This is a genomic window from Thermomonospora echinospora, assembly GCF_900108175.1.
GTDB lineage: Bacteria > Actinomycetota > Actinomycetes > Streptosporangiales > Streptosporangiaceae > Thermomonospora > Thermomonospora echinospora.
In genome coordinates, this window is sequence record NZ_FNVO01000039.1 from 20,611 (window position 1) to 38,220 (window position 17,610).

Genomic DNA, 17,610 nt, shown 5'->3' on the forward strand with positions numbered 1-17,610 from the left:
GCTCCTAGGGGTGGGAGGTGGAGGAGGTGAGCCGGGGGGTGCTGGGCGGTGCCTGCCCGGGCTCGTCGGGGGACCGCCGGGACGCCGCGAACCGCGCGGAGAGCTGGGCGAGTCCGCCCGCCGCTCCACCGGGCAGGAAGTAGACGACGAGGATGAGGATCAGTCCGTAGAGCGCCGGGGTGAGCACGGGATCGATGCCGGTCCCGTTGACCGCCTCGGGTATGTAGTGCAGGAAGACCGCGCCGATCACGGGCCCGGCGAGGGTGCCGGAGCCGCCGATGGCCATGCCGAGGAGCAGGTTGATCGAGACCAGGACGGTGAAGTCGCTGGGGCTGACGAACTGGTTGGCGACGGTGAACATCCATCCCGCCAGACCCGCCATGCCCGCGCTCACCGCGAAGACCGCGATCTTCGTGGCGGCGACGTTCACGCCCGCGGTGTGGGCGGCGATCGGCTGGTCGCGGATGGCGATGACGGCCCGGCCGACCCGGCTGGCCCGGAAGTTGCGCACCAGCCAGAACACCAGCGCGGCCAGGGCCAGCAGCACCCAGTACCGCCATGCCACGTCCGAGACGTTCAGGAACGCCGGGGCCGCGAGCGGCTCGTCGACGGGCATGCCCTGGGTCCCGCCGGTCTCCTCGGTGAAGCGGATCGGCAGTTGCGGGAACACCATGCCCAGGCCGAGCGTCACCAGGGCCAGGTTCATGCCGCGGATCCGCAGCGCGGGCACTCCGGCCAGCGCGCCGACGAGCGCGGCGACCAGGATGGAGGCGGGCAGCGCGGCCCAGTAGGACCAGCCGTGGCTCTGTACCGCCAGGGCGGTGAAGTAGGCCGCGATGCCCATGAAGGCGCTGTGGCCGATCGACGCCTGGCCGTTGAAGCCGGTCAGCACGTTGAGGCTCATCACCGCGACGGACAGGTAGACGACCTTCTGGAACGCGGAGATCTCGACGGTGCCGACGACGAAGGGGGCCAGGGCGAGCAGGCACAGCAGCCCCGCCCACAGGGCCCGGGTCACGTTCTTGTTCACACCCGCTCCACGGAGACTCGGCCGAACAGGCCCTGCGGTCTGACCAGCAGGACCATGAGGATGAGGGCGAAGGCGGTGGCCAGTTGCAGCTGGGTGCCGACCGCCGGGACGTAGCCGCTGACCATCGCCTGGACCACGCCGACCATGACCCCGCCCACCAGCGCGCCGGGAGCGCTGTCGAATCCGCCCAGGACGGCGGCGGCGAAGCCGTACAGCAACAGGGTCTGCATCATGCCGGGGCTGACGAAGACGGCCGGGGCCACCAGCGCGCCGGCCAGCGCGCCGATCGCCGCGGACAGTCCCCAGCCGATCATCAGCATCCGGCTGACGTCGACGCCGAGCAGCCGGCTGGACTCGGGGTTCATGGACGCCCCGCGGATCGCCAGGCCCAGCCGGGTGCGGCCGAACAGCTCGCGCAGCGCCAGCGCCATCACCAGCAGCACCGCGATCACGCCGAGCTGGTGGTAGGAGACCGACACCCCGCCCAGGCGCAGCGCGCCCGAGGGGAACGGGGAAGCGAGCCGCTGGGTGTCGGCGGTGAAGATCCACGCGGCCAGCGCGTTGATCGCCAGGAACAGCCCGAGGGTGACGATCATCTGCCGGAGATGGTCGGCGGACTCGAACGGGCGGATGACGACGCGTTCGAGAGCGGCGCCGAACAGGAAGCCGAAGATCACTCCTCCGGCGATGCCCGCCACGATGGGCAGCCCGAGGCCGAATTCGTGGTCCGCCAGCTTCCAGGTGATGAAGGTGCAGAACATGGCCATCTCGCCCTGCGCGAAGTTGACCATGCCGGTGGCGCGGTAGATGAGGACGAGCGCGAGGGCGACGGCGCCGTAGAGCATCCCGTTGCCGATGCCGTCGATGAGGCGTTGCAGGAACAGTGCCACGGTCAGACCCCCAGATAGGCGCGGCGGACCGACGGGTTGCCCGCGAGCTGCGAGCCGGTGCCGGACAGGACGATGTGGCCGGACTCCAGGACGTGGCCGTGGTGGGCGATGGTCAGCGCCGCCGCGGCGTTCTGCTCCACCAGCAGCATCGCCGTGCCGGACTCGGCGTTGACCCTGCGCAGTTCGGCGAACAGGTTGGCGGTGATCTGGGGTGCCAGTCCCATCGACGGCTCGTCGAGCAGCAGCAGCCGGGGGCGTGCCATCAGCGCCCGGGCGACGGTGAGCATCTGCTGCTCGCCTCCGCTGAGCCGTCCCGCGGCCCGGTCGCGCAGCGGGGTCAGCTGCGGGAACAGGCCGTAGGCCTGGTCGAGCGCGGCCGGCAGCTCGTTCCTGGGGAGCCGGAGCCCGCCCATCCGGAGGTTCTCGTCGACCGTCAGGTCCGTGAACGTGCCGCGCCCCTCGGGGGCGTGCCCCAGCCCGAGCCGGGCCCGGGCGTCCGCCTTCCTGCCCAGCAGCTCCGTGCCGGACAGCACGACGCTCCCCTGCGCGGGGATCAACCCGCTGAGCGCCCGCAGGGTGGTGGTCTTCCCCGCGCCGTTCGCGCCGAGGACGACCACGATCTCGCCCTCTCCGACGGTGAGGCCGACGTCCCGCAGGACCGTCAGCGAGCCGTAGCCCGCGGTCAGGCCGCGGACCTCCAGCACCGGGCTCACGCTGCCTCCCCCAGGTAGGCGGCGATCACCTCGGGATCGCGCGAGACCTCCTCCGGGGTGCCCTCGCAGATGCGGCGGCCCAGGTTGAGCACCACGACCTTGTCGGAGATCGACATGACCATGCCCATGTGGTGCTCGACCAGCACGATCGAGATCCCCAGCTCCGCACGGATCCGCGCGATGAGGTCGCCGAGCTCGCCGACCTCGCCGTGCGGGAGCCCGGCGGCCGGCTCGTCCAGGAGCAGCAGCCGGGGGCGGGACATGAGGGCGCGGGCCAGCTCGACCCGTTTGAGGGTGCCGTAGGGAAGCCCTGAGGCCGGGTTGCCGGCGAGGGACTCCAGACCGGTCAGCGCGAGCACCTCGTCCGCCTGAGCGCGCAGCGCCCGCTCCGCGCGGCGGTGGCGCGGCAGATGCAGTGCGCAGGCCAGCGGGCCCGGCCGTTCGTTCAGGTGCCCGCCCAGCAGCACGTTCTCCAGCACGGTCAGGCGAGGGAACAGCGCCAGGTTCTGGAAGGTCCGGGCGACGCCCTGGGCGGCCACCCGGTGTGCGGGGAGCCTGAGCAGGTCTCGCCCGTCGAAGACCACCCGTCCCGCCGAGGGCCGGTACAGGCCGGTGATGCAGTTGAACACGCTGCTCTTGCCCGCCCCGTTGGGGCCGACCAATGCGCACAGCTCTCCCTCCGCCACCGCGAAGGAGAGCTTGTTCAACGCGCGTATGCCACCGAAGCTCAGCTCCAGCTCCTCCACGCTCAGCCGCGGCATGCCGCCCCGGTCCTCTCGGTGGCGAGCGGCGTTCGACGCCTCATGGTCTGCTCCCTTCATCGGCCCGGCGGGTCCGCCGAGTGGCATGGAACAAGATTCTGAAATCCGGTTTCAGTGATGTCAAGCACATCTTTTGTCACGGAGGACCAGGAGACACCAGGTGGACGACCACCGGCGGGCACCGACGAAAGCCCGGCAAGGATCGCACCCAACCCTCCCGATCGCCTGCTTGGGCGTCCTCTGCCTTCCACCGACAGGGATGGAGCGGGCCCGGGGAGCACCTGGACCCTCCCGATGGCGACCTGTGGGCAGACCCACCTGGTTGACACTTGCTGAAATGATGTTTCAGAATCGGCCGAAGTCGAGTGATCGGAGCCCTGTCATGGCCACCACGCCCGCCCCGGATCCGCTGCCCCTGCGGGGCCGACGAGCCCTGGTCACCGGCGCCTCCCGCGGGCTGGGCGCCGCCACGGCCCGGGGCCTGGCCGCGGCCGGTGCCGACGTGGCGCTGCTGTGCCGCCGCCGGGCCGAGGAGGCGGCCGGGACCGCGCGGGCGATCAGGGAGCTGGGCCGTGACTGCGAGGTCCTGCTGGCCGACGTCGCCGACTGGGAGGCCTGCCGGGCGGCGGTCGAGTCGGCGGCGAGCCGGCTGGGCGGGCTGGACATCGTGGTCGCCAACGCCGGGGTCGCCAACCCGCACGTCTCCCTGGCCGACACCCCGGTCGACCGCTGGCGGAAGATCATGGGCGTCAACCTCGACGGCCCCTTCCACACCGTCAAGGCCGCGGCGCCCTGGCTGACCGGATCACCGCACGGCTCGGTGGTGTTCGTCTCCTCCGTCGGGGGGCTGCGCGCCGCGCCGATGCAGGCCGCCTACGGCGCGGCCAAAGCGGCGCTGGGCCACCTGGCCCGTAGCTGGGCGGCCGAGCTCGCACCCCTGGGCGTCCGCGTCAACACGGTGGTTCCCGGGCTCTTCCGCACCGACATGACGCAGTTGCTCAGACAGGCCCGCCCCGACGGCGGGGACGGCCTGGTCCCCCTGGGCAGGGTGGGTGCGCCCGCCGAGCTGGCCGACGCCGTGGTCTACCTGTGCAGCGACGCCGCCTCCTACATCACCGGGGCAGAGCTTCCCGTCGACGGCGGCATGTCCGCCTGAGAGAACCGGCCCCACCCGCCGGCGAAGCGCCGCGGCGACCGGTACTCCCGCGAAGGGCGTTCATGCCTCCGCACCACGACGTATTCGAAACCTCATTCTCGATGCACTGGACCCTGTCCCGCCGTCCTGTCCCGCCGGGGAATGAGGCCGGAAGAGGAGGCGCGGGGACAACAAGATCTGAAACTCGGTTGCCGTAAGCTGGGCGGGTGAGCCACGACTTCTTCCGCACCACGGTCAGCACCATGACCGCCAGTCAGCTCGCCCGCCGCCGCAGGCTCACCGACACGGTGATCGAGATCGTGTCGGAGACCGGACCGGAGAACCTGCAGATGCGGGAGGTCTCCGAGCGTTCCGGCGTGGCGCTGGGCACCGCCTACCGGTACTTCGCCTCCAAGGACCACCTCCTGGCCGCCGCGTGGGCCGACTGGCACCGCAGGCTGACCGACAAGGTGATGAACGAGATCGACGGGCGGGGCGGATCCCGCCGCGGTGGCGGCGGTGAGAGCACCTACGAGCGGGTCCTGGCCTTCGTGCAGCGCGAGATGCGTGCCTTTCAGTACAACCCGAACTTCGCACGCCTGGCCGTGCACCTGGAGGCGTGCAACGACCCGTACGTCAGCGAGACGCTGGCGGAACTGGGCGAGGAGAACGAGCGCGTGATGTGCGCGCTGATGGAGGACGTCCCCGAGGAGATCGCCCGCCCGGCACGGGTGGCGATCAACTCCACCCTGGGTATGGGACTGACCTCCTGGACCACGGGGCGCAGCACGGTGACCGAGGTGATGCGCAACCTTGAGGAGGTCACCCGCCTCATCCTGGACGGCCGATAGCGACAGGAACGCCTCCCGTCCTCCCGGCCTGGCCGGGAGGACGGGACGCTGGAACTTCCCGGTCACGACGCGCACCGGCCCGGGGACGCCGGACGGCGTACCCGAGGCCGGGAAGCGCGCCTCAGCCGCGCGGCAGGCCGAGGATCCGCTCGGAGATCACGTTGAGCTGGATCTCCACCGTGCCGCCCCCGATGAGCTGCGGCGGGACCGACAGATAGGCGTGGACGACCTCGTCGACCTCGCCGTCACGGGCGGCCGGGGAGCCCGCCCAGTTCAGTGCCGCGTCCGCGATCGCCGCCGTCTGCAACCCGGCGGCGACCTTGATGACGCTGGCCTCCGCCCCGGGCCGCAGGCCCGAGACGCTGCGCAGGGTGGTCCGCAGTCCCATGGCGGCGATCGCCTGGATCCCGGCGGTCAGCCGCCCGAACTCGCGCAGCACGCTCTCGCCGGACGGGGCGCCCCCCGCGCGGGCCAGCGCGGGGAGATCGAGCTGGGTCAGGCTCATCCGTCCTATGCTGACGCGCTCGTTGCCCAGGGTGGTGCGGGCGAGCGTCCAGCCCTGGCCCGGCTCCCCCACCAGCCGGGCATCGGGGACGAAGACGTCGTTGAGGAACACCTCGTTGAACAGGTACCCGCCGTTGGCCTCCCGCAGCGGGCGGACCTCCACGCCCGCGGAGCGCATGTCGACCAGGAAGTACGACAGGCCCTTGTGCTTGGGCGCCTGCGGGTCGGTGCGGGCCAGGCAGATCCCCCAGTCGGCCTCGTGCGCGCTGGACGTCCAGACCTTCTGCCCGGTGATCCGCCAGCCCCCGTCGACCTTGACGGCACGGGTGGTCAGCGAGGCCAGGTCCGAGCCGGCGCCGGGCTCGCTGAACAGCTGGCACCAGACGACCGCACCGCGCAGGGTGGCCGGGACGAACGTCTCGATCTGCTCGGCGGTGCCGTGCGCCAGGACGGTGGGCAGCGCCCATTCGCCGATCACGGTGCTCGGCTGGTCGAGGCCCGCGCGCTCGTACTCCTGAGCGATCACGATCTGCTCCATCGGGGTGGCGGCACGGCCGTAGGGGGCCGGGTAGTGCGGCGCGACCAGGCCGTTGTCGGCGAGGTGGACACGGCGATCGGGCTCGGGCAGGGCGGCGGCCTTGTCGAGGAGCTGCGCGATCTCGGCGCGGAACGCCGCGTTCTCCTCCGGCAGCTCGATGGTGAAGTCGCGCTCCCCGGCCAGGGCGGCGGCGCCCAGCCTCCGCTCCCAGTCGGCCGGCGGGCCGAGCAGGGCGCCGAGGGAGATTCCCCGGCGCCAGGCCAGGTGGGCGTCGTGCTCCCAGGTGTAGCCGATGCCGCCGAGCAGGGTGATGGTCTCCAGGCCCAGCCGCCGCGCGGCGGGCACGCACACCAGCGCCGCCGCCGCGGCGGCGAGTTCGAGTTGCTCGTCCGGCCCGCCCACGGCGCGCGCCGCGTCCCACGCCGCCGCCGTCATCGTCTCCAGCTCGATGAACATGCGGGCGCACTTGTGCTTGACGGCCTGGAAGGACCCGACGGGACGCCCGAACTGCTCACGCGTCTTGACGTACTCGATCCCCGTCTCCAGGCACCAGCGGATCAGCCCCACCGCCTCGGCGGCGAACAGTGCCGCTGCGAGGTCACGAGCCCGGGTGCCGTCCACCGAGACGAGCGAGCTGTGCGGGACCTCGTACTCCTTGAGGGTGAGGCGGCCGAGGCCGCGGGTGGGGTCGACGCCGGCGACCTGGCCGAGGTCACCGGGAGCGAGCCGGCCGCCTTCCACCAGGAACCAGATCGCCCCGTCCTCGGCCTGCGCGCCCACCAGGATCAGGTCGGCGTGGGCGGGGGACAGCAGGTGGTCGGTGGTCCCGGTGACGGCGTAGCCGTCGGCGGTCTTGCGGGCGGTCAGGCCGCCGGGGTCCAGGGCGCAGGTGGCGCGCGCCCCCTCGGCGAACCGCTCCAGGACGTGCCCGGGCGCCGGGCCGTCGGTCGCCCAGGTCAGGATCGCGCTGGTGAGGACGGTGGATAGGAACGGTCCGGGGAACAGTCCCCGGGCCATCTCCTCTACGACGACGGCAAGGTCCAGACCGGTGCCGCCACCACCGCCGTGCTTCTCCGGAAGGTGCACCGCCAGCAGGCCCTGGGCGGCCAGGGCGTCCCAGCCGTCAGGCGTTCCCCCCGCGGCGAGCCCGTCGAGCGCGGCACGGGTCGCCTCGCGGGGGGCGTGGCGGGCGACGAAGCCGGCGACCGCCTCGGCCAGTTCGGTCTGTTCCTCGGTGAGTCCGATGGGCATGGACGCTCCTACTGGTCGAGCTTGAGCAGGCGGCGGGCGTTCTCGTACAGGAACTTGGGCCAGACCTCGTCGCGGAACGGCACGCGGGGCATGTCGGTGAAGATGCGTTCCAGGGACAGCCCCATCGGGAAGTAACCGCCGTAGAGGACCTTGTCGGCGCCGCGGGTGTTGGCGTAGTCGATGATCGCCTTCGGGTAGTACTTGGGCGCGAAGGCGCTGGTGGAGTAGTGCAGGCCCGGCCACTTGAGCATCAGCTTGACGGCCAGGTCGGTCCACGGCTCACAGCCGTGCCGGGTGACCAGCGTCAGCTCGGGGAAGTCGAACATGACCTCGTCGATGAGCTCGACGCGCTGGGGGTCCATGCGCAGCCGGGGCCCGGGGACCCCGGCGCACACGAAGATCGGGATGTCCAGCTCCACGCACTTGGCGTAGAACGGGTACATCTTCTTGTCGTTGATGGCCACCTGCGGGAACGTCCCGGCGGGGAACGCCCCGACCGCGCGGATCCCGAACTCCTCGTACTCGCGGACCATCGTGCGGATGCCGTCCATGCCGGTGTTGGGATCGATGTTCCCGGAGGCGACGAACCGGTCGGGGTGCTTCTTGAGCGCCAGCCGGGAGACCTCGTCCTCGACGCCGATGAGCCCCCACCGGATGTTGTAGCGGTCCATCTCGCGCAGGGTGACGCTGATGGGATCGTCGGTCGGCAGATCCTTGGGGACCTGCTTGAACATGTACTCGGCGGGGAACTCCATCTCCTCCTTGGAGGAGACGTCCTTGGTCTGCTTGCGGATGAAGTCGTACTGGGCGGAACCCTCCTGCGGGAAGGCGATCATCGTGTCGATGACCGGGGCGCCCTCGGGGAACGTCATCTCGGGTCCTCTCAACCGACGGACGGACCAGGACGCTGTGGCGGCTTCACTCCACCGGACAGCGCACGGGGGTCACTGGGGACAGGGAGAGCTCAATCTGAAACAGGATTCTGAAACTATGTTCTATGCATGTCAAGGCCGAAGTCCCCGGCGGCCCGCCTGCGCCGCGGTCGACGCACGCGACCCGCACGGCGGCAGCACACCGACACGGAACACGTTCTCCGCCACAGAGGCACTGCATGAAACATGATTTCTGCCCCCAGACCCGCCAGCAGCCCTGACAGAGTGACCGACTCCGAGTGACCCACGTCACCCCTAGGCACCGTGCGCCCGATGGGGCCGGCCTGCCGGGTCCTGGTCGGCACCTCACCAAGAGCGCCTTTTACCAGGCATCTCTGGGCCCACCCAGCAGCATGGGAACCATGGAGCCGGCCATGACCGCCGACGCAGGGAAGGCTCGCCCACCGCCCACTCGGCGTACAGAGACCCTCCCGGACCTTGCCACACGAGAAACCATGTTCTAATTTGTGGCTAGCTTCCAGTGACCGCTGCCCGCTGCGAGGCGGCCGGTCCCCCCGTTCCCGATGGAGGGCAGCCCCCATGGCGCACGAACTCCCGTTCCGTTTCTTCGACTGCGACAACCACTACTACGAGGCCCTGGACGCCTTCACCCGGTACATCGAGCCGGAGTTCCGCAAGCGCACCATGCAGTGGGTACAGATCGACGGCAAGACCCGGCTGCTGGTCGCGGAGAAGGTCAACAAGTTCATCCCGAAGCCGACGTTCGACCCGGTCGCCGCCCCCGGCGTCATGGACGAGTACTTCCGCGGCCGCAACCCCAAGTCGGCCGACCCCAGCAAGCTGATGGGCGAGCTGGAGCCGATCCGCCCCGAGTACCGCGACCGCGACGCGCGGCTGGCGGTCATGGACGAACAGGGCATGGAGGCGTGCATCATGCTGCCCACGCTGGGGGTGGGCATGGAGGTCGCGCTCTGCCACGACATCCCCGCCCTGGCCGCGGCGTTCCGCGCGTTCAACCGCTGGGTGGAGGAGGACTGGGGTTTCGCCTACCTGAACCGGATCTTCGCCGCTCCCTACATCACCCTCGCCGACCCGGACAACGCCGTGCGCGAGCTGGAGTGGGCGCTGGAGCGCGACGCCCGCTTCCTCGTCATGATCCCCGGCCCCGTGCTCACCGAGGTGGGCCCCAAGGCTCCGGCGGACCCCATGTTCGACGCCTTCTGGCAGCTGGTCAACGACTCCGGGATCACGGTGCTCTACCACGGCGGCGAGACCCACTACACCAAGTTCCTGGCCGAGTGGGGTGAGCGGAACTTCACCGAGGCGTTCCGCGCCAACGCCTTCCGCGGCCTCGTCTCGGCCGACCCGATGCAGGACACCATCGCCAGCCACCTGGCGCTCGGCCTGTTCAAGCGGTTCCCCAACCTGCGGATGGCCTCGATCGAGATCGGCTCGGCGTGGGTGTTCCACCTGTTCGAGAAGCTGTCGAAGTCCTACGGACAGGTGCCGCACCTGTTCCCCGAGGACCCGCGCGAGACGTTCAAGCGGCACGTGTGGGTCTCCCCCTTCTACGAGGACGAGCTGCGCAGCCTGCTGGAGCTCCTGGGCGCCGAGCGCATCCTCATGGGCTCGGACTACCCGCACGTGGAGGGTCTGGCCGACCCCGCGTCCTACATCAAGGACCTGGAGAACTTCGACTACACGCCAGAGCAGTGCGAGACCGTCATGCGCACCAACGGCTGGGAGCTGTCCACCCGCCGCCCGGTCTGACGCCCCCACCGGGGTGGAGACCGCGACGTCTCCACCCCGCCCCGCCTCCCGCCCCGGCCTCGCGCCGAGGCCGAGAACCCGAACGAAGGAGCTCCGCCGTGCAGCTCGGCAAGCTGAGCCTGATCAACCTCCTCATGGAGGAAGGGGAGGAGGACAGCGCCGTTCTCCTCGCCGGATCCGATCTGCCCGACACTCTCGACACCGACCGGGACCTGCCGGCCCTGCGAGCGCTGGGGATCGACGAGGACGACCTGCGCACCCTGCTGCCGGCGGTGACCGGCGGGCCCGACCGGGGGCCCGGGCTCAGCGCCGACGCCGCGGCCGCTCTGGACCGCACCATCTCCGAACGATGGGCGGCCCTGGTCGCCGGCTGGACCGGCGCCCGCACATGATCGAGACGGACCTGACGGCGCTGCTGCTGCGCGCCACGGTCGGCGCCACCATGATCGCGCACGGCTGGAACCACGCCTTCGGCGGCGGCCGGCTGGCCGGAACCGCGCGGTGGTTCGAGTCCATCGGCATCAAGCCCGGCAGGGTGCACGCCGCCCTCGCCACGGCCACCGAACTGGGCGCGGGCGTCCTGCTGCTGGTCGGGCTCGGCAACGCCGCCGCCGCCGGCGCCGTGCTGGGCACCATGCTGGTCGCCCTGGTCGCCAACCACCTGCGCAACGGTTTCTTCATCTTCAACAAGGGCGAGGGGTACGAGTACGTCCTGATGATCTCGGTCGTCGCCCTCGCCCTCGCGGCACTGGGACCGGGCAGGGTCTCCCTCGACCACCTCCTGGGGCTCCAGGAGATCGCCGGACACGCCCTCACCGGCTGGACCGGCCTGCTAACGGCCGCCGCGATCGGCGCGGGAGGAGCGACGGCCCTGCTCGCCCTCTGCTGGCGGCCGACGGACACCGGTCCCGCGTCCTGAAAACGTCCTGAAAGGAGGGCGGCGCACCCATGACGGCCTACTCGTTCGATCACCTCGCCATCGCCGCGCCGGACTGGAGCCCGGCCGGGCCCTGGCTCGCCAGTGTCCTCGGCGGACGGTGGGGCCACGGCGCGCGCATGCCGCACATGGACGTCTGCCAGCTCCACTTCGGCAACGACACACGCCTCGAACTGCTGTCCCCCGGCTCCTCGCCGGACTCGTTCGTCCGGCGGTTCCTGGAGCAGGCGGGCGGACGGCCCAGGCCCCATCACCTGACCTTCAAGGTCACCGACATCAAGCGCACCCTCGACGCGGCCGTCGAGCACGGCATCGAGCCGATCCTCGTCAACCTTGAACACGACGTGTGGAAGGAGGCGTTCCTGCACCCGCGGGACACCGGGCTGGGCTTCCTGGTCCAGTTCGTCGAGTCCGCCATCGACCCCACCACCGTCGAGTCGGACGCGCACGTGCCCGCGCCGTGGTCGGACAGGGTGGACGGACGCCCGGCCGACGTCGACTTCGTGCTCGCCCGGGTGCCCGGCCTGACCACCCAGCGGCCGGTGCTGCGGGACATCCTGGGCGGACGCGAGGAGGAGCTCGACGCGCCCGGCGGCCGGCGGATCGTGCGCTTCTCCTGGTCACGCGGCGCCGACGTCATCCTCGTGACCGGGACCGACCCGGCCGACGGGTTCGGCGTCCGTTCGATCGGTGTCCGGCCCGGGGAGAGCCTGGACCTGCCGCTGTCTCCGCTGGGCCCCGGGTACCGCGAGACCGGCCGCCTGGACCTTCTGGGGCTGTCCCTGATCGTCTCGCCCTGATCCGGACTCCGCCCCTTGGAGGGAATCCCGGACGCTGCCCTGCCGTCACTGCGGCGACGCGACCCCCTCCAACACCGGGGCGGGATCCCCGTTGGCGGCGGTATGCCCGCCTGGTCTTGAAAGCAGGTGCATGATGAGCGACTTCGCCTTCCGCAAGGGGAAGGCCATGGTGATCGGTGGAACCGATCCCGCCGTCGAGGCCATCGCCACCCGGCTCACGCAATACGGCAGCTCGGTGGTCGTCCGGCCGGAACCCCCGGCCAGGACGGACCCCGGCATCACCGGCGACCTCCACACGTGCGTCTTCGTCCTGCGTGGGGCACTGCCGCCGATCGGCGAGATCAACGACATCCTCACCACCGTCGTCCCCCGACTGCGGCGCACCCGGGGCAGCATCGTCGTCGTGACCTCCGCCCTCCACGACCCCGGCCAGGACGCCGCGCTGGACGATCTCGTCAGGAGCCTCGCCGCCGCCGAACGCACCCACGGCGTACGCGTCAACCGCGTGAACGTGGGTCCGCTCGCCGAGGACGTCCCCCTCCCCGAAGAGTCCCCATGGCCTCCCCCGCTGTACGGCACCGTCGAGGACGTCGCCGAGGCCGTCTGTTTCCTGGCCAGCGACCGCGCGGGCTTCATCAGCGGACAACGGCTCGGCGTCGACGGCGGCCTCGGCCTCTCCCCCGTGAGCTGACGACCCCGGCCGATTCGCAGCCACCGCCTCGCCGCGGCCGCACGCCGGTGGGATGCCGCCGACGACTCCGGTGACCGCAGGGACGGGAGTGCGACCGCGCGGACATGAAAGCCGTCCACGCTCAACCGGACCGGCGACGTATCGGGGGCAAGAAGGACCGAGACGCCCACGGCCGTCCACGGCCACCGGCGATCTCGTGGGGCCGGCCGCGGAACGGCCCGCTACGACCACGGGCGAAGCCCGGACAAAAGATTCCGAAAACACGAACCGCAGGTCAGGACTCTGTCCCTGACCTGCGGTTTTTCGCTGTACCCCCGAGCGGATTCGAACCGCCGTTACCGCCTTGAGAGAGAGGTTCACCGTGTGCAGCGACCCCTTTACCCAACGCAGTCGAGGCACTAAGATGCAGGTCAGAGGCATGATCACAATCCAAGAGAGTGCCGCCCGATCATCCCGGCTGACACGTTGTCCGCGGACGAACCACGGACAAACGATCATGAAGAGGTGCCGTGGGGTACGCCAAGAAGCGCACGAACAAGGCGGGCAAGACCCGCTACACCGCCGTCTACATCGATCTGCAGGGCCGAACCCGTTCCGCCGGCACCTTCTCCAACAAGAAGGACGCCAACACCGCGTGGCAGGACAAGGAGGTCGAACTGCGTCAGGGCAAGGTGGGCGACCCCAAGCGCGGCCAGATGACGTTAAGGAAGTACGCCACCGAGGTATGGCTCCCCAACCACCGGATCGAGCCCAAGACCCGCGAGAAGTACACCGGCTACCTCGACAAGCACATCCTCCCCGAACTGGGTCCGATGAAGATGGCCGACATCTTCCCCGAGCACATCCGCCAGTGGATCACGAGCCTGCAGTCCAGAGGCGTCTCCCCCTGGGTCATCCAGTCCTGCAAGAACTCCATCCTCAACGCACTGTTCACCACGGCGCTCAACGACCAGATCACCTACCTCCACCCCTGCCGCGGCGTGAGAATCCCCACCGTCCCGAGCACCCCCCGCACCATCATCACCCCCGAACAGTTCGACCTCCTCTACCAGGCGCTAGGCGAACCCGACCACCAACTGCTGGTGGAGACCGACATCGAAACCGGCCTGCGCTGGGGCGAGCTCATCGAACTACGGGTCAAAGACCTCGACCTGGCCACCCGCATGCTGACCGTCAGCCGCAAGGCCACCGAGATCAGCCCCAGATTCCACCCCGAAGGCAAGCGCTTCCTCATCACCCGTTACCCCAAGGACAAGGAGTTTCGCCGCCTCAAACTCAGCAAGCAGATCACCGAGAAGCTCAAGGCCCACATCAACGCCCACCGCCTGGGCTCCGAGGACCTGCTGTTCGCCCGCCGCGTCCAAGCCCGCCCGCCCATCCGAAACCAGGTAGTCGCCGACCCGGCCGAGCTCGGCCTCACCCCGCCGAACGCCAAGGGCCGCCAGTACCAGCACGGCACCATCAGCGCCTACAACGCCGCCCCCTGCCGCTGCGACCACTGCCGCGCCGCCTACGCCCGCTACCGCGCCGAACGCCGCGCCGCCGGCAAGGACAACCCCCGCACCCCCCGGACCATCGACGACGAGCACATCCCCCGCAACTGGTTCCGCCGCCACGTCTGGCGCCCCGCCCTCAAGGCCGCCGACCTCGGCATCACCCCCCGCGTCCACGACCTACGCCACTCCCACGCCTCCTGGCTCCTGCACGGCGGCGCCGACCTCCAGATCGTCAAAGACCGCCTCGGCCACGCCTCCATCGTCACCACCCAGAAATACCTGCACACCCTCCCCGAAGCCGACGACGCCGCCATCGACGCCTTCACCAAAATCCGCCAACGCTCCAAGAAGGACAAGAAACGCAAGCAGCGAAAGGACGCACGCTAGCGGTGGTTTGTTGGATCAAGATGGAAGGTAGAGGTGCAGGCCATGGCCAGCGCCGACCGCGTCGAGCAGTTGCTGTCACCAACGCGCGGGGCCGCTGGTGACCAGGCTCGCCACCAGCGCGCGAGCGTGATCGCGGGGTTCAGCCAGGAGCGGACGGCTCGCAGCGCGTGGGGCCAGCTGGGGCTGGCGGGGTTGGCCCGCGGTGCCCCCTCTGTGTGGGATCGGCGAGTGCTGGCCGGGGTGGGGGCGGGATGGTCAACCAGGTATCCCAGCACAAGGAGAAGGCGCAGCCAGCCAGACTCTGGTGGCGGCGGATCGCGACCGGGGAGCGGACCTGGAAGTCGGCCCACCCCAGCTCGTCGGTGATCTGTTTGGCAGCTCTGCTCGACCCGGTTGTGCAGCCCGCAGAGGTAGACGATTTCGGCCAGGCTGGCGGGCGGGTGAGGGCCGGTGGCCGCGGCCGGACCGCCGGGACGGGGCAGGTTGGTGGCCAGATACCAGGTGGTCTTGTCCGGCAGGGCGTGCGGGTCGGTGGTGGCCACCACCAGCCGGGTGGTGCCGTCGGGGCCCCACCAGCCCAACCTCGCCTCGGCGGCCCACCAAGCGGCGGTGCGCCCGTCGCGGAACCGGCGCTGGATCGACGTCCGGTCGCCGGGGCGTCGGGGCCGCCCCAGGCCAGCGCGCGGGCGGCGTCCTAGGGGGCGTGCGCCTGGTCGCGGTAGGCCCAGGTGCTCCGGCGGGGCCGCACCGCCACCACCCAGCCCAGACCGGCCCGGCGCAGCTCGGCGCGCAGGTCGTCCAGATCACCGTAGGCGCAATCGGCCACCGCGGTGCGGAAGACCACCCCGGCCTCGGCCGCCGCGATGGCCTGACCGGCGGCGATGCGCCGCTTGGTGGCGAACGCCGAATCGTTGGTGCCGCCCGGCAGCCGACGCGCCGGGGTGCAGGGGCTCGGCGAACCCGCGGCGGTGGCAACCCGGCCATACACTCCCGGAACCCCCGCCGCTGCGCCAGATGCGAGAACAGATCATCGAACCGCGCCGCATACCCCTCCAACGGCCCCGGCGCGGGCGGACACAACCTCGGCCCGGTCGTCACCGGCCCTCTCCCCCGGGGGATCCCGCAACCAGCGCCCTACCCCACCCCTCACCTTGATCCAACGAACTACCGTTAGCGCTCCTACCACAGGCGGTGATCTTGGCAGTCGGTATCGCCTGAGCAGGCAGCGCCGAGATCTTGGCATATGGCCATATGGCCAGAAGTTGTTGTAACTGGCGTTCATTGTCTGTCGCCTATCGACGCTGTGTGGTGAGCCGACCGTCGAAGGCGTTCAGTGCCGGTCTCAACCGCTGCATCCACCGGGCTCGGCTGTTCCCGGGCGAGGTTGACGGCTTCGGCGAACACCTTGGTCTCGTCGAGAACGCGCAGGAACAGCGCCCAGTCGTCAGGCTTGACCTCACGTGCGATCTGCTCGACGTCGTACCGCTTCGGCCAGCCGTCCGGCTCTGTCCGTCGGCGACCGGAACCTCGAACATGGACATCGCTCCTCCCGTGGTCGTCTATGAGAGAGGTACGCACGCGTTCCCCGTGGAAAGGTCGGTGGTCGCAGGTACAGTTGGAGCATGGCTCCCGAGGACTGGTCGCGCTCGCCGGACGGCAGCGCGTGCATACCCTGGAAGAGCCGGAAGGCCAACTGTATTCAGGGAGCGCATCTGTCGTGAATACCCGCAGGCTGAGAGTGGAAAATGGCTAGCATTAGAGGCCGTTATGAATATACTGATGGACTAACTCCTGGACGATCAAAAAATGGCGGCCTCCATCAAAATCTATACGATGGAGGGCACCTCGTCGGCCATGGCACGTTCTTTCCCGACGACGAGAGCGAGGCCGATTCACGAGCAAAGATGCCGCCCGTCGCTCTGGTTCTTCTGGGCGCCATCATGGCTGTGGAGGCTGCGCCACACCTCAAGAGATGGTGGGACAATCAGGCACTTCCGTTCACAAAGGCGACATGGAAGAGACTTGCTAGAACTCGCGAGGCCGACAGTCAGGCCGCCACTGCCGAGTTGTCCACTCTGATTGAATCTGCACCCGCAATGGCGGTCGACACCCCTCCAGAATCCTCGTAAGAAGCGATTGCTGCACTCGAGGAGCATAGAGCCAGCATGAACAGCGCAGAAGGGAGGGAGCGGGTTGTTGCGACTCTAATGGCCAGGCCACTCAGCAAAGAAGCCAGACTATTCAGTGAAGAGCAGATAAGAGTGCTGCACAATGCTCGGACAAAGCCTCCGGGCATTTGACCACGGCACCCACACCGGCATCGGCCCGAGCGCCCCGCTCGGGCGTGACCGACAACCGGTGAGAGCGTCGGTGGCCGGAGCCAAGCGGCACAGGTTCACCTGGACGAACGTTTCGGCGGGCAGGTCGGCCCTCAACTGGCCGGACGCCCTTCCCCATTCAAACCGGTGGCTCCTGAAGGTGTGGCTGTCCAGTGAGGTTTTCTCAGCGGAAGTGAACGGGCGTACTGGAAGGAAGCAGGCGCAGGGGACGTTGCGGGGCGTTGTGCTGTTGCCCTCTGGAAGCCGCAAAGCCCCTGGTAGGACAGGTCTCACCACAAGATCTCGTCCACTGCACCAGAGGCTTTGCGTTGGTTCCCTATGCTGCCATGCTCGATATCCCCCGTCCGGTCGTCGCCTACGTTGCCCGGCTGCTGGCGGCACATCGCCGCCGGATCGGCACCCCACGCGGCTCGCGGGCGCTGGGCCCGTTCCGGCAGGCCATGTTCGTGCTGCGCTGGTTCCGCCACGCCACGGACGTGCCCGCCCTGGCCCGCGACGCCGGCATCTCGCAGGCCACCGGCTACCGCTACCTGCACGAGGGCATCGACGTCCTCGCCGACCAGGCTCCTGACCTGCACGAAGTCCTGCAACGCTGCCAGGCCGACGGCCTGACCCACGTGGAAC

General features: G+C 69.8%; 16 protein-coding genes and 1 pseudogene. 9 read left to right on the plus strand and 8 right to left on the minus strand.

All coding sequences use genetic code 11. The features are described from left to right. Positions 1–4: 4 nt before the first annotated feature. Genes C4U03_RS38055 through C4U03_RS38070 form a run of 4 tightly spaced genes read right to left on the minus strand, consistent with a single transcriptional unit; the run spans position 5 to position 3,394 of the window. The gene (locus C4U03_RS38055) at positions 5–1,030 is read right to left on the minus strand and encodes a branched-chain amino acid ABC transporter permease (RefSeq protein ID WP_103944657.1); all 1,026 of its coding nucleotides are present in this window, start codon (positions 1,028–1,030) and stop codon (positions 5–7) included. Beyond that, positions 1,027–1,920 (minus strand): branched-chain amino acid ABC transporter permease, encoded by an 894-nt coding sequence (locus C4U03_RS38060; RefSeq protein ID WP_103944658.1) that lies wholly within the window; start codon positions 1,918–1,920, stop codon positions 1,027–1,029. The genes C4U03_RS38055 and C4U03_RS38060 overlap by 4 nt, the downstream gene beginning before the upstream one ends. Positions 1,921–1,922: 2 nt before the next feature. Continuing rightward, complete coding sequence (locus C4U03_RS38065; RefSeq protein ID WP_103944659.1) at positions 1,923–2,633, minus strand: ABC transporter ATP-binding protein; 711 nt, start codon at positions 2,631–2,633, stop codon at positions 1,923–1,925. Then, complete coding sequence (locus C4U03_RS38070; RefSeq protein WP_103944660.1) at positions 2,630–3,394, minus strand: ABC transporter ATP-binding protein; 765 nt, start codon at positions 3,392–3,394, stop codon at positions 2,630–2,632. Before C4U03_RS38070 ends, C4U03_RS38065 begins: the two co-directional genes overlap by 4 nt. Positions 3,395–3,776: 382 nt before the next feature. Here C4U03_RS38070 and C4U03_RS38075 point away from each other — a divergent pair, with 382 nt between their 5' ends. Together C4U03_RS38075 and C4U03_RS38080 are read left to right on the plus strand one after the other, a co-directional pair. Further along, the gene (locus tag C4U03_RS38075; protein ID WP_160147237.1) at positions 3,777–4,550 is read left to right on the plus strand and encodes an SDR family NAD(P)-dependent oxidoreductase; all 774 of its coding nucleotides are present in this window, start codon (positions 3,777–3,779) and stop codon (positions 4,548–4,550) included. A 206-nt stretch (positions 4,551–4,756) separates the two neighbouring features. Further along, complete coding sequence (locus C4U03_RS38080) at positions 4,757–5,380, plus strand: TetR family transcriptional regulator (protein ID WP_200827754.1); 624 nt, start codon at positions 4,757–4,759, stop codon at positions 5,378–5,380. A 121-nt stretch (positions 5,381–5,501) separates the two neighbouring features. On the opposite strand, the gene C4U03_RS38085 is transcribed toward C4U03_RS38080, so the two are convergent. Together C4U03_RS38085 and C4U03_RS38090 are read right to left on the minus strand one after the other, a co-directional pair. Further along, entirely contained in the window at positions 5,502–7,673 is a 2,172-nt protein-coding gene (locus tag C4U03_RS38085) for an acyl-CoA dehydrogenase (protein WP_103944662.1), read from the minus strand. A gap of 8 nt (positions 7,674–7,681) precedes the next feature. Beyond that, positions 7,682–8,545: an amidohydrolase family protein gene (locus C4U03_RS38090; protein WP_103944663.1), complete on the minus strand. Its 864-nt coding sequence runs from the start codon at positions 8,543–8,545 to the stop codon at positions 7,682–7,684. A gap of 600 nt (positions 8,546–9,145) precedes the next feature. Here C4U03_RS38090 and C4U03_RS38095 point away from each other — a divergent pair. The 6 genes from C4U03_RS38095 to C4U03_RS42750 all read left to right on the plus strand — a co-directional run bounded on the left by C4U03_RS38095 (position 9,146) and on the right by C4U03_RS42750 (position 14,647). Beyond that, a complete protein-coding gene (locus tag C4U03_RS38095) occupies positions 9,146–10,336 on the plus strand; it encodes an amidohydrolase family protein (RefSeq protein WP_103944664.1) in 1,191 nt (396 codons plus the stop codon). A gap of 98 nt (positions 10,337–10,434) precedes the next feature. Then, positions 10,435–10,728: a hypothetical protein gene (locus C4U03_RS38100; protein WP_103944665.1), complete on the plus strand. Its 294-nt coding sequence runs from the start codon at positions 10,435–10,437 to the stop codon at positions 10,726–10,728. Beyond that, a complete protein-coding gene (locus tag C4U03_RS38105) occupies positions 10,725–11,255 on the plus strand; it encodes a DoxX family protein (RefSeq protein ID WP_103944666.1) in 531 nt (176 codons plus the stop codon). The genes C4U03_RS38100 and C4U03_RS38105 overlap by 4 nt, the downstream gene beginning before the upstream one ends. Before the next feature lie 29 nt (positions 11,256–11,284). After that, entirely contained in the window at positions 11,285–12,073 is a 789-nt protein-coding gene (locus tag C4U03_RS38110; protein ID WP_103944667.1) for a VOC family protein, read from the plus strand. Positions 12,074–12,206: 133 nt separating this feature from the next. Continuing rightward, a complete protein-coding gene (locus C4U03_RS38115) occupies positions 12,207–12,764 on the plus strand; it encodes an SDR family oxidoreductase (protein ID WP_160147238.1) in 558 nt (185 codons plus the stop codon). A 509-nt stretch (positions 12,765–13,273) separates the two neighbouring features. Next, positions 13,274–14,647: a tyrosine-type recombinase/integrase gene (locus tag C4U03_RS42750; protein ID WP_327374450.1), complete on the plus strand. Its 1,374-nt coding sequence runs from the start codon at positions 13,274–13,276 to the stop codon at positions 14,645–14,647. A gap of 694 nt (positions 14,648–15,341) precedes the next feature. Here C4U03_RS42750 and C4U03_RS41535 read toward each other — a convergent pair. Both C4U03_RS41535 and C4U03_RS40225 read right to left on the minus strand, forming a co-directional pair. Further along, positions 15,342–15,635, minus strand: coding sequence for a transposase (locus C4U03_RS41535; protein ID WP_200827755.1), 294 nt, complete (start codon positions 15,633–15,635; stop codon positions 15,342–15,344). A gap of 290 nt (positions 15,636–15,925) precedes the next feature. Beyond that, the gene (locus C4U03_RS40225; RefSeq protein ID WP_146087685.1) at positions 15,926–16,225 is read right to left on the minus strand and encodes a hypothetical protein; all 300 of its coding nucleotides are present in this window, start codon (positions 16,223–16,225) and stop codon (positions 15,926–15,928) included. A 1,069-nt stretch (positions 16,226–17,294) separates the two neighbouring features. Between C4U03_RS40225 and C4U03_RS38130 the strand changes: the two are divergent. Further along, positions 17,295–17,610, plus strand: a pseudogene (locus tag C4U03_RS38130) (IS5/IS1182 family transposase); the annotation flags it as partial.